The 12,433-nt window shown below is 68.8% G+C and carries 10 protein-coding genes; 3 read left to right on the top strand and 7 right to left on the bottom strand.

The window, feature by feature from the left end; all coding sequences use genetic code 11:
* Positions 1-36: 36 nt before the first annotated feature.
* Entirely contained in the window at positions 37-1,245 is a 1,209-nt protein-coding gene (gene arcA, locus A5645_RS10710; protein WP_065129477.1) for an arginine deiminase, read from the top strand.
* 65 nt (positions 1,246-1,310) lie between these two features.
* Here arcA and A5645_RS10715 read toward each other — a convergent pair whose 3' ends face one another.
* Together A5645_RS10715 and A5645_RS10720 are read right to left on the bottom strand one after the other, a co-directional pair.
* Positions 1,311-1,754, bottom strand: a complete 444-nt coding sequence (locus tag A5645_RS10715; RefSeq protein WP_065129478.1) for an SRPBCC family protein — start codon at positions 1,752-1,754, stop codon at positions 1,311-1,313.
* A gap of 39 nt (positions 1,755-1,793) precedes the next feature.
* The gene (locus A5645_RS10720; RefSeq protein ID WP_065129479.1) at positions 1,794-3,362 is read right to left on the bottom strand and encodes a dolichyl-phosphate-mannose--protein mannosyltransferase; all 1,569 of its coding nucleotides are present in this window, start codon (positions 3,360-3,362) and stop codon (positions 1,794-1,796) included.
* 24 nt (positions 3,363-3,386) lie between these two features.
* Between A5645_RS10720 and rsmI the strand changes: the two genes are divergently transcribed.
* Positions 3,387-4,265, top strand: a complete 879-nt coding sequence (gene rsmI, locus A5645_RS10725) for a 16S rRNA (cytidine(1402)-2'-O)-methyltransferase (RefSeq protein WP_065037173.1) — start codon at positions 3,387-3,389, stop codon at positions 4,263-4,265.
* A gap of 24 nt (positions 4,266-4,289) precedes the next feature.
* Here the strand turns inward: rsmI and A5645_RS10730 are convergent, their stop codons facing one another.
* The 5 genes from A5645_RS10730 to A5645_RS10750 form a co-directional block, all read right to left on the bottom strand.
* Complete coding sequence (locus A5645_RS10730; protein WP_065037174.1) at positions 4,290-5,816, bottom strand: hypothetical protein; 1,527 nt, start codon at positions 5,814-5,816, stop codon at positions 4,290-4,292.
* Positions 5,817-5,968: 152 nt separating this feature from the next.
* Positions 5,969-7,237 carry an aminodeoxychorismate synthase component I gene (locus A5645_RS10735; protein WP_065129480.1) on the bottom strand — a complete coding sequence of 423 codons (1,269 nt, stop codon included), beginning with the start codon at positions 7,235-7,237 and terminating at the stop codon, positions 5,969-5,971.
* Positions 7,238-7,279: 42 nt separating this feature from the next.
* Positions 7,280-8,185 (bottom strand): RNA polymerase sigma-70 factor, encoded by a 906-nt coding sequence (locus A5645_RS10740; protein WP_065129481.1) that lies wholly within the window; start codon positions 8,183-8,185, stop codon positions 7,280-7,282.
* Positions 8,182-9,375, bottom strand: a complete 1,194-nt coding sequence (locus A5645_RS10745) for an NAD(P)/FAD-dependent oxidoreductase (protein ID WP_065129482.1) — start codon at positions 9,373-9,375, stop codon at positions 8,182-8,184. Before A5645_RS10745 ends, A5645_RS10740 begins: the two co-directional genes overlap by 4 nt.
* Before the next feature lie 97 nt (positions 9,376-9,472).
* Positions 9,473-10,276 (bottom strand): FkbM family methyltransferase, encoded by an 804-nt coding sequence (locus A5645_RS10750; RefSeq protein ID WP_065129483.1) that lies wholly within the window; start codon positions 10,274-10,276, stop codon positions 9,473-9,475.
* A 285-nt stretch (positions 10,277-10,561) separates the two neighbouring features.
* Between A5645_RS10750 and A5645_RS10755 the strand changes: the two genes are divergently transcribed.
* Entirely contained in the window at positions 10,562-12,427 is a 1,866-nt protein-coding gene (locus A5645_RS10755; protein WP_065129540.1) for a putative bifunctional diguanylate cyclase/phosphodiesterase, read from the top strand.
* Positions 12,428-12,433: the final 6 nt, after the last annotated feature.

A 12,433-nucleotide genomic window follows, 5' to 3' on the forward strand; every position in this document is an offset into this window, starting at 1 on the left:
GCGCCCGGTCGCGTCCGCCCCGCTACGGTTTGAGCTGTGGGTGTCGTGCTGGGGACCAATTCTGAGGTGGGCGCATTACGGGTCGCCATCCTGCACCGGCCCGGCGCCGAATTGCGGCGGCTCAACCCGAGCAACAGCGATCAGCTGCTGTTCGACGGGCTGCCGTGGGTGGACCGCGCACAAGATGAGCACGACCAGTTCGCCGAGCTGCTGCGCGCTAACGGTGTGGAGGTGCTGCTGCTCTCGCAGCTGCTGACCGAGGCGCTGCAGCACAGCGGAGCGGCACGCATGCAGGGCGTGGCGGCGGCGGTCAATGCCCGGCGGCTCGGAGTGACTCTGGCGCAAGACCTTTCGGCATACCTGCGTGGCCTCGAGCCCGCGGCGCTGGCACAGGTGTTGACGGCGGGCATGACCTTCGAGGAGCTGCCGCCCAGCATCCGCACCGACGTGTCACTGGTGCTGCGGATGCACCACGGCTCGGATTTCGTGATCGAACCCCTGCCGAACCTGGTGTTCACCCGGGACTCCTCGATCTGGATCGGACCGAAGGTGGTGATCCCGTCGCTGGCGCTGCCGGCGCGGGTCCGGGAAGCGTCGCTTACCGACATCATCTATGCCCACCACCCGCGATTCACCGGCGTGCGGCGGGCCTACGAGTCGCGCACCGCCCCGGTCGAGGGCGGGGACGTGCTGTTGCTCGCCCCCGGTGTGATCGCGGTGGGTGTGGGCGAGCGGACGACACCCGCGGGTGCGGAAGCGTTGGCGCGCAGCCTGTTCGACGACGATCTCGCGCACACCGTGCTCGCGGTGCCGATCGCCCAGAAGCGGGCCCAGATGCACCTGGACACCGTGTGCACGGTGGTCGACGTCGACGCGGTGGTGATGTACGCCAACGTCGTCGACACGCTGTCGGCCTTTACGATTCGACGCACCGCCGCGGGGGTGACCATCAGCGACGCGGCCCCGTTCGTGGAGGCCGCCGCCGCCGCGATGGGGATCGAGAAACTGCGTGTCATCGATACCGGCCGCGATCCCGTCGTCGCCGAGCGCGAACAATGGGACGACGGAAACAACACATTGGCCCTGGCGCCCGGGGTGGTCGTCGCCTACGAGCGCAATTCGCAGACCAATGCGCGCTTGCAGGACGCCGGCATCGAGGTGCTCACTATTGCAGGCTCCGAACTGGGCACCGGGCGCGGCGGGCCGCGCTGCATGTCGTGTCCGGCCGCCCGCGACCCCCTCTGAGGTGTGCCGAGCAGTCCCAAAAGCGCCCAACTTCGGCACGAAATTGGTGCTTTTGCGTCTGCTCGCTACCCCGCGTTCTTGACTTCGAGCACTCGCTTGCGCAGCCCATCAGTCGCGGCCCGCATCAACCACTGGGCCGCCTTGCGAACCAGAAACCCCGGCACGGGGGCGGCCAGATCCACCGTCAACTCCAGCCGCACCCGGGTGGCATCACGCTCGGGAGTCAGGGTGTAACGGCCCTGTTGGCTACGTAACTGCTTGGCGCTCAACAAGTCCCAGCTCAAGCCGTCGTCGTGCAGGTGATACTGCACCACCTGTTCATCGGTGGCGCCCATCACCTTGACCGTCTGCCGGCACTGGCTCGGCCGGCCCCGCTCGTCGCGGGTCAGGATTTCGATGCTCTCGTGCAACGCGGACCACTCGGGCAACGACTCGAGGTCCAGCAACACCGCCATGATCTGTGCGGGCGTCGCGTCGACCACAACCTCGCGGGCATCCGTTATGGCCATCGGGCAAGCATAGTGAGCCGGGTCCGGATGCCCGGCCAACTACCGCCAGCTGGGCAGCCAGATCTCCATGTCCCACGTCTCCTGGGAAATAGGCAGCCCGCTCAGCACCGGGAACAGCCAGGCGAAATTCGTCACCACCAGAGCTACATAACAGCTCACCAGGATCAGCCCCAGCGTGCGCCGCTCCTGGTTCTGCCGGGGCTGATGCAGGATGTCGCCCAGGATCAGCGCGATGGCCATCACCAGGAACGGCCCCATCGTTGCCGCATAGAAGAAGTACATCTGCCGGTCGATCTCGGCGAACCACGGCAACCATCCGGCGCAATACCCAACCCACACCGCGGCGTAGCGCCAGTCACGGCGCACGAACATCCGCCACGATGCATAGAACAACACCGGCACCGCCAACCACCACAGCGCCGGAGTGCCCACCAGCATGACGGCCTTGACGCACGACTGCGCGCCACAGCCGGCCACGTTCTGCTGATCGATGGCATACAGCACCGGGCGCAGTGACATCGGCCAGCTCCACGGCTTGGATTCCCACGGATGGTGGTTGCCCGCCGAATTCGTCAGCGTCGCATGGAAATGGAAGGCCTTGGTGGTGTAGTACCACAGCGAGCGGATGGCGTCGGGCAGCGGGACGACGCTGTCGGGCCCGATGGTCTGGCCGACCTGGTGGCGGTCGATCGCGGTTTCCGAGGCGAACCACCCCGCATAGCTGGCGAGGTAGACCCCGAACGGGATGAGCACGAGTGCATACGCGCCGGGCGCCAAATCGCGCCACACTGCGCCCAGCCACGGCCGGGGGACCTGATACTGACGGCGGGCGGCGATATCAAAGGCCAGCGACATCACGCCGAAGAACGCAATGAAATACAGCCCGGACCACTTGGTCCCCAACGCCAATCCCAACAGCACGCCGGCGCCGAACCGCCACCAACGCACACCCAGCCGCGGGCCCCACACCGTCTCGGCGATGCGGCCCTCGGCGAACGCGATATGCATCCGCCGACGGACTTGATCACGATCGACCATGAGCGCGCCGAACGCCGCGACGACGAAAAAAGTCAGGAAACCGTCCAGCAACGCGGTGCGCGCCGTCACGAAGCTCACGCCGTCGCAGATGACCAAAATCCCGGCGACCGCGCCCACCAGCGTGGACCGGCTGATCCGCCGCACAATGCGCGTCACCAGCGCGACCAGCACCACCCCCAGCAGCGCGCCGGTGAACCGCCAGCCGAATCCGGTGTAGCCGAACAGCGCCTCTCCGATGGCGATCAGCTGCTTGCCGACCGGGGGATGCACAACCAGGCCGAAACCCGGATTGTCCTCGACCCAATGGTTGTTCAGTACTTGCCAGGCTTGCGGTGCGTAGTGCTTCTCGTCGAAGATCGGCGTGCCGGCATCGGTGGGCGAGCCGAGGTTGAGGAAGCGGGTGAACGCGGCGAGCAGGGTGATGACGGCGGTGGTGACCCAGCCGCGCATCCGGTCCACCGGCCCGAAGTCGGCGAACGGCACCAGGGGGCCGGGGCTGATCAGCGGGGTCTGACGAGGCTCCGGGCGCTCCTCGAGCACGACTGGGGTTTCTCGGGGCGGGGCGGACATCACGTCGATCGTAGGCTGTGCGGTGTGACCACTGGGCGCCTATTGCTGGGTGCGACGCCGTTGGGCCAACCCTCGGATGCCTCGCCCCGCTTGATCGAAGCGCTGGCCGACGCCGACGTCGTGGCCGCCGAAGACACCCGTCGGGTGCGGAATCTGGCCAAGGCGCTCGATGTCCAGATCGGCGGGCGGGTGCTGAGTCTGTTCGATCGGGTCGAGGCCACCCGGGTGGCCGCCCTGCTGGACGCCATCAGCGCCGGGGCCACCGTGCTGGTGGTCAGTGACGCGGGCATGCCGGTGATCAGTGATCCCGGCTATCGGCTGGTCACCGCGTGTGTCGCGGCGGGACTTCCGGTGCAGTGCCTGCCCGGCCCGTCGGCGGTGACGACCGCGCTGGTGGTGTCCGGCCTGCCGGCGGAGAAGTTCTGCTTCGAAGGGTTCGCGCCGCGGCGCGGCTCCGCGCGCCGGACGTGGCTGGCCACGCTGGCCGACGAACGGCGCACCTGCGTGTTCTTCGAATCCCCGCGCCGGCTGGCTGCCTGCCTGCGCGACGCGGTCGAGCAGCTCGGGGGCGCCCGTCAGGCGGCCGTTTGCCGGGAGCTGACCAAGGTGCACGAGGAAGTGGTGCGCGGGTCGCTCGACGAGCTGGCGGCGTGGTCGGCCGGGGGAGTGCTGGGCGAGATCACCGTGGTGCTGGCCGGTGCCACACCTCGGGCCGACGTCTCGACCCTGGTCACCGAACTGGTGGCGGAGGTGGAGAACCTGATCGCGGGCGGAATCCGGATCAAGGACGCGTGCAGCCACGTGGCGGCTGGATATCCCGAAGTGCGCTCGCGCCAGCTCTACGACGCGGTGCTCGCCTCACGCCGCGACGCGCAGCAGCTCGAGGAAGACTCGGAGGCCTAAGCCCGGGCGCCGTCCGTCAGGACGTCAGAAGCAGGGCCCACCCGGTATCGGGCAGATCGGCGGGTGCGGGGGTGGTGCCGGCAGGGCGGGCAGCGCGGGGAGCGCGGGCAGGCCGGGCAAGCCAGGCAGGCCGGGCAACGCAGGCAGTCCGGGCAACCCAGGCAGTCCGGCGGGTAGCGCGGCCGCTATCGCCGGCAGTGCGGCAGCCAGCGCGGCCGGGTCGACACCCGGTAGCGCCGGCAGGCCCGGCAGCCCCGGCAGGCTCGGCAGCCCCGGCGCGCCTCCGCCGACCAGGGCGGGCAATGCCGCGGCAACCAATCCGGGATCCACGCCCGGTACGCCGCCGGCCAGGGCGGGAAGAGCGGCGCTCAGCATCGCCGGATTCACACCCGGGACCCCACCGGCCAATGCCGGAAGCAAGGCGGCCACCATCGCCGGATCCACGTTGGGGATCCCACCCGGTATCGCCGTGGCCAGCGCGGGCAGCGCCGCCGACAGCATCGCTGGGTCGAGGCCGGGGATCGGGGGTAGCCCCGGGATGCCGGCGGCCAGGGCCGGCAAGGCCGCGGCGATGATCGCCGGGTCGACGCCCGGCAAGGGGGGCAGACCGGGAATGCCGCCGCTGGTAGCCAGTGCGATCAGGTCGGTGGGAGACACGCCGGGCAGACCTGGCAGGCCGTTTGCCGCCAAAGGCAGCAGGCTGGCCGCTGAAACGCCCGGCAGACCCGGCAGGCCGGGCAAGCCACCGGCGCCGGCGAGCGCGATCAGCCCTGCGGGCGACATGCCCGGGAGGCCGGGCAGGCTCGGCAGGCCGGGAAGACTCAGGCTGGGCAGCGCCGCGGCCGGCAATGCCGCCGCACCCGGTAGCAGTATGTTGCCCAGCGAGCCGAGGCCGTTGTTGACGGCGGGCAGCAGGCCGGAGCTCTGCAAGGCGTTGTAGGCGAGCACCACGTAGGTGACGGCCAGCGCACCTGAGGTCACCGCTCCGGAGACAGTGTTGCCTACCCCGATCAACCCGTTGACGATCGAAAAGGCCGCGTTGGCGCCATAAGGGATCCCGGCCAGCCCGGCTACGCCACCGGCCACGCCGTAGAGGTCCGGCACGCCCGGGATGCCGACGCCGGGGATGCCGCCGATGCCAGGAAGGGTGGGGTAGTCGTCGATGCCGGGCGGCAACGCCGACGCGGCCGGCGGGGTGGCCGGACTGATCGCGTTCGATGCGGGCGGCAAGAAACTCGAGCCGCCGCTGGACCCGGCGGGCGGCGTGTAGGCGGCCGGCGCGGGGTTTCCGGGCGTTTCGGGCCGCGGCGCGATGGCAGGCGAGGGAGGAGCCGGTGGCTCGACCGCTGACGGCACCCGTGGCGCCTGGGCTCCGGACTGTTTGCCCGCCTCGGGCATCAGGACCGACGCCAGCCGATCGCACTGCTTACCTGCGCTGCAGGTGCCGCCCGAAGGCAGCGTCCTGGATTGGTTGGAGACGGTCAACGGCGCAACCGCCAGCGCACCACCCAAAACAGCGGCCGCCGCCGCGCCGACGATGGCGACTCTCATGCCGATCCCCTCCAACCTTGCTGCCTGCAGACCCCGCCGCGTGTGCGCGCGGACAGACGAGTCGATGGCTGAAGCTTATGCGTACGCGGGAAATCGCGTGGGCGTTCCGCAAAAATCATCGGACCGGATTATCTGCTCCGGAATTTGCTGAGCTAACTCACCCGACTGGCCGCGACGGCGGCCGGCGGTCCGACGACGGGGGCCGCCTTGTGCAAGCACTCCTGCCATTCGGCGTCGGGATCCGAGTCGGCGGTGATGCCGCCGCCGACCCCCAGCACCGCGCCGCCGTGGGGGTCGAACTCGACGGTGCGGATCGCCACGTTGAGCTCACATCCCGCGACGGGAGATGCTAAACCGATTGTGCCGCAGTAAATTCCGCGTCGTTGCTGCTCCCACTGCGAAATCAGTTGTCGGGCACGTATTTTAGGTGTTCCGGTAACGGAGGCAGGCGGGAAGGCGGCGTCCAGCAACGCCGTATTCGGCAGGTCGGGCGGTATGTGTGCAGACACCGTCGACACCAGGTGCCATACGCCGGGTGCCCGGCGGACCACGAGTAGCTCCGGCACTTTGACGGTGCCGGTAATTGCCACGCGGCCAAGGTCATTGCGCACCAGATCCACGATCATGATGTTCTCCGCCACCTCCTTGGGAGATGCCCGCAACGCTGACGGCCAGGCGTGCAGGGGCAGGGTGCCTTTGATCGGGCTGGAAGCCACCACGTCGCCGTGTCGCCGCAGGAAAAGTTCGGGTGACAGTGATGCGACGGCACCCCAGTTTCCGGCGACGTACGCCGCCCGCGCCGGTGCGGTTCGGGCCACCCCGTCGGCGAAGAAATCGAGCGGGGATCCGCTGACCGTTCCGGTGAACTGGGTGCAGACGCAAGCCTGGTACACCTCGCCCGCGGCGATGGCGTCCAAGCACGCCAGCACACCCGCGCGGTGTGCTGGGCGATCGGCGGGCCGCCAAGTGATCTGGCACAGCGGTGCCGTTCTCGGACCCGGCCCGGCGCACGACCCCAGCGACTCGGCCAGCCAGTCCGGCATGCGCTCGCCCGACAGGCTTTCGTACCACCACTGGCCGTCCCGGTCGCGGCGCAGCACGCTGTCCGTCCAGCCGCCGGCGGCCTCGGGAATCCGGGGCGGGAGTCCGTTGGCACCCGCATCCGGATAGGACAGATAGCCGATCCAGCCACCGCCCACCGCGCCTACCTGCGGATTCACCGGGCGGGTGGGGCTGACCTCGAACACATCGTCGGTAGCGACCGGCTGCACGGACACGCTCGGTGCGATGACGGCGAGCGCGCCGAACCATTCTCCGGTCAGTGCGGCCGGCGGCGGCAGGCCGAGCCGACTGGCGGCGCGGCCGACGGCGCGCAGCACCTGTGGCGCGCCGCCCAGGTCGCCGAGCCGGTCGATTCGCACCGACCTAGCTTGACAGAACGACGGATATTCGCACGCCAGGGACTACGCGCGACTGATCTCACGCGCGTTCACCAGAGCGGCTAGCTTGTCGGGGTTGCGCATCACATAGAAGTTCGTGATCTTCTCGTCCACGATCTCCACGGTGATCACCCCTTCGAGCCGTTCGTCCAGGTAGAACAGCACCGCGGGAGCGCTGTTGCAGGTCACCGTCTCCACCCGGAGGCGTCCCTGCGCCTTGCGCATCAGTCCGGCGACGGCCCTGGCTACCCGCTCTGCGCCGACCACCGGCTTGCGGGCCGCGCTGACCTTGCCGCCGCTGTCGGCGGTCCAGACCGCGTCGGGCGCCAGCATGGCCAGCAGCGCCTCCACGTCCCCGCTGGCCGCGGAGGCCAGGAACTGCTGGGTGATCTGGGCGTTGCGCTCCGGGTCGATGTCGTCGAACCGTTTGCGGCGGGCATGCACGTGTTCACGGGCCCGGTGGGCGACTTGGCGCACGGCGGGTTCCGACTTGTTCACGGCCTCGGCGATCTCGCCGTAGTCGAACCCGAACACTTCGCGCAGCACGAACACGGCCCGTTCGTCCGGGGTCAGCGTCTCCAGCAGCACCAGCATTGCCATCGAAACCGATTCCGCCAGAACAACGTCGGCCGACGCGTCCTGATCTTCGAGCAGAAGCGGCTCGGGCAGCCAGGGCCCTACGTACTCCTCGCGGCGACGCGCCTGCGCGCGTAGGGCGTTGAGCGCCTGACGGGTGACGAGCCGGGCCAGATAGGACTTGGTGTCGCGCACCGTCGAGAGGTCGACGTCGGCCCAGCGAAGATAACTGTCCTGCAGAACGTCGTCGGCTTCGGTGGCCGAGCCCAGGATCTCGTAGGCGATGGTGAACAGCAGCGGGCGCAGCAGGGAGAACCGGTCTGCGTGCCCGCCGCTGTCCGTCGTCGAACTCACCGCAGCGCAGCCTGCTGTTCGGCCGCCAGCTGCGCGGGACGGTTGCCGCCCTTGATCCAGCGGTACCAGCCGGGCTTGGCCGCCTCCTTGCGCAGGCCCCATAGCGTGCCCTTGCAGACCAGTTCCTTGATGGAGGCGGCGGTCCGGCCGCCGATGTACAGCCTGATCGGGGTGTCATCCAGGCGGGCCAGCTGCACGGTGCCGTAGGTGCGCCCGACGCTGATGCACTGGCCGGTGAACGCCTGGTTCAACCGGGCCGGAGCGGTCCCGGCGATGCGGGCCAGCACCGTGTTGGCCGCCTGGGCGGCCATCGGGTTGGCGGCCTGGCAGCTCATCCGCAGCGGCTGGTTGGACGGCGCTGCCGCGTCGCCGGCGGCGACGATGCGCTCGTCGCTGATGCTGGTCAACGTCTCGTCGGTGAGCAGGCGGCCGATCGAGTCGGTGCGCAGCCCGCTGCGGGTGGCCAGGTCGGGGACGCCGAAGCCGGCCGTCCAGACGGTCACCGCGCTGGGCAGCACCGCACCATCATTGAGCACCACCGCATCCCAGCGCACCTCGTTGACGGTGGCGGTTTCCAGGATGGTGACCCCGAGCTTGCGTAGCTGCTTTGCCACCGAGCGCCGACCCGGACCGCTCAGCGAGGGGCCCAGGAGGCCGCCGCACACCAGGGTGACGGCCCGGCCCTCTTCGCCCAGCTCCCCGGCGGCCTCGATGCCCGTGAGGCCGCCACCGACAACGGTGACCGGGGCGTTCGGCGGCAGATCGGCCAGCGCGTACCGCAGCCGTTGTGCGCCTTCGAGTTCGGCGAGCACGAACGCGTACTCGTCGGCGCCCGGCACCGCCACGGGTGTCGCGCCGGTGCTGCCGACGGCGTAGATCAGGTAGTCGTATTCCAGCTCGGCGCCCGAGGCCAGCTGCACGCGGCGGGCGGCGGCGTCGATGTACTCCGCCTTGTCGACAACCAGCTCGATGCCGTTGCCCAGCAGCGTGCCGTAGTCGGCGGTGGCGGTGCCGGTCCCGGCCGCCAGCTGGTGCAGGCGGATGCGTTCGACGAACTGTGGCCGAGCGTTCACCAGGGTGATGTCGACGTCGGCCCGCAGCCGCAGGTGGTTGGCCGCCATGGTGCCGGCGTAGCCGCCGCCGATGACGACGACGCGTTTGCGGGGTCCGGTCGGTTGTAGCTCAGACATCTTTGTCTCCTTTGGTCGCGAGCGTTACGACCTTCAGGACACCGCAGCCCGGGCTTCCGTGACAACGCAGACCGCAATTGTGACCTGTTTCACGCCCCTATGGGCCGGACCCCGGCGCTGGTTCGAAGACGAAGTTGTTGACGTACACCCCGGTCGCCGCCCAGTCGTCCTCCGCTCCGCCGATGTTTGCGGAGTCCTGATGGGCGGCGGCGTCGAATTCCTCGATGGGCCGGCGCTGCCCGTTCAGGGTGAAATGGCCGCGGAAACCCAAGCCGCTCAACAGCTGGGTGATGTCGGCGACCGCGTTGGCGTGGTGACGTTCTTCGGCTTCCACGACGATCGATGGCCGATTGCGGCGCAACGTGTCGAGGGCACCGCGAAGGACGGCAAGTTCATGGCCCTCGACGTCGATCTTGATCAACCCGACGTTCGTCAGCTGGTAATCGTCGAGGCACCTGACTGGGACCTCGATCGACTGGACGGCGCCGCCGATCGCGGTGTCCAGCACGTTCTCGCCGTCGATGGTGCTTCGCCCCGGATCGGATTCGACCACCCGCATCGTGGTCACACCGGGTGTGTCCGACAACGCCACCGCCTCGACGCGCACGTCTGCGCCGACGGCCTCGAACATTGCCGCAAGGTCGCGGGCCTGAGCCGGACGCGGCTCGAACGCGATCACCGCGTGCGACGCACTCAGCATGGCGATTGCGAATTCGCCGACGTCCGCGCCGATGTCGAGGGAGATGCGTCCTGGGTCGCAAAGGGATTGCACCAGCGCGACGTCCGGGCGGGACTCACCGAGACGCCGCAAAATCCGGTATTTGCGCCGCCAGAACAGGCGGGGCATGAGCGACTTTGCCGCCGGCGCGAGCAACCGTTTGGCGGACGCTGCGACTGACACAAGGCGACCCTAGCCGACCCTGGCCGACGACACCGCCGGCCGCGGTCGAGCAGCGGACTTAGCACAGGGCACCAGAGACTCTGCGTGATAGTCTTCGCTGACCACTAATCCATCCGTGACCTGCGTCGGTCCGGGTACTGCCCAGGGCTTCCAGGCGACTCTTGAGGCCGCTTCGATGCGCATCGGCAGGCATTGAGATACAGCGGCCGCCAAGACTGTCTGATGACTGGTGGTCGCCCGTAGCCGGCGCAGTCGACTTGGGACGTGCACGAATCGGAGGACCCGTTGCCACGCAGCTTGGACCTCGTCGTCACTTCCGTAGCCACCCAGCTGATGGAAGCGACCGCGTCCACCGCTACGCAGGTCAGCGAACGGGTTCTGGCCCAGCTCGTCGAGCAGTTCGACGTGGACGCCAGCTTCCTGCGTCATCACGACCACGACATCCGCGCTTCCGTGCTGGTCGCCGAATGGCCGCCGCGGGTGAATGTTCCGGACCCCGACCCGGAGGCGGTGGTGCACTTCACCAGCGCGGACCCGGTGCTGGCACAGTGCGAGCACGGCCGGAAGCCGGTGGTGATCAGACCCGAGCAGAACAACCGGTCCTTTCAGCGCTGGGGCAGCGGCGCCAAACAGGTGGCCTCGCCGTCGGTCGCGGCCGCCCCGCTGGTGTCGGGGGAGAAGACCACCGGCGTGCTGGGCTTCGTCAAGTTCGGCGCCAGGAAGTGGAAGCAAGAAGAGATCAACACGCTCGAGGCGGTGGCCGCGCTGTTCGCGCAGCTGCAGGCGCGAATCGCGGCGGAGGAGAAGCTTCGTTACCTGGCCGAGCATGACGACCTGACCGGGCTGTACAACCGTCGGGCACTGGTCGCGCATCTGACCGAGCGGCTGGCTTCCGGCAACCCCGGGCCGGTGGCGGTCCTCTACATGGACCTGGACCGGCTCAAGTCGATCAACGACTACCTGGGCCATACCGCCGGTGACTGGTTCATCCGCGTCTTCGCGCAACGCCTGCGGGTGTGCGCGGGCAGCCAGAGCATGATCGCCCGCCTCGGCGGTGACGAGTTCGTGGTGATCCCGGATCAGACGATGTCCAGCGCGGCGGCCGAATCGTTCGCCCGCCGGCTGGGCACCATGTTGCGCGAGCGCCTGGCGATCGGCGGCCATCAGATCACCCGCACCGTCAGCATCGGTTTGGCCGTCGGGATGCCCGGCCGGGACAACAGCACCGACCTGCTGCGTCGTGCCGACGAAGCGGTGCTGTCGGCCAAGCGCGCCGGCGGCAACCAGGTCGCCCTGTCCACCGACGACATGTCGCTCAAGAGCGCGTTCCGCAATGACATCGAATTGCACCTGCAGGGCGATATCGACAGCGAAGCCCTGCTGCTGCACTACTTGCCCGAGGTTGACCTGTGGACCGGCGCGATCGTCGCGGCCGAGGCGCTGGTGCGCTGGCGCCACCCGATCTGGGGCCTGTTGCTGCCGGATTCGTTCATCGGGGTCGCCGAGTCGACGAACCTGGCCGGTGAACTCGGCCGCTGGGTGATGCGAAGCGCGTGCTCGGAATTCAGCCGGTGGCGGGCCAACGGGGTGGGGCAAAGCGCGATCCTGCGGATCAACGTCTCACCGGTGCAGCTGATCACCCGCGGCTTCGTGCGCACCGTCGCGGACACCATCGAGGAATTCGGGATCGACGGCGGCTCGGTTTGCCTCGAGATCACCGAGCGCGCCGTGGTGCACGACATCGAAACCACCCGCAAGACCCTGCACGAGCTCAAAGAGGTCGGCGTCCAGATCGCCATCGACGACTTCGGCACCGGGTACGCGGTGCTGTCGCACCTGAAGTCCCTGCCGGTCGACATGCTCAAGATCGACACTGGGTTCGTCCGGGACCTGGGCACCAACGCAGGCGACCTGGCGATCGTGCGCGCCATCATCGGCTTGGCCGAGGCGTTCGGTTTGCAGCTGGTCGCCGAAGGCGTCGAAACCCCGGCCGCCGCACTGACTTTGATGCAACACGGTTGTCACCGGGCGCAGGGTTTCCTGCTGTCCCGCCCTGTTCCGGGCAACGCCATGGAGGCGTTGCTGTCCGCGCGCTGGATGCCGATGCCGTTCCTCGCCGACCGCGAGGCGCTGACGCTCGGCGCAATTTAGCTCACC

Origin of the sequence: Mycobacterium asiaticum (assembly GCF_001673635.1) — a bacterium.
GTDB classification, from domain to species: domain Bacteria; phylum Actinomycetota; class Actinomycetes; order Mycobacteriales; family Mycobacteriaceae; genus Mycobacterium; species Mycobacterium asiaticum_C.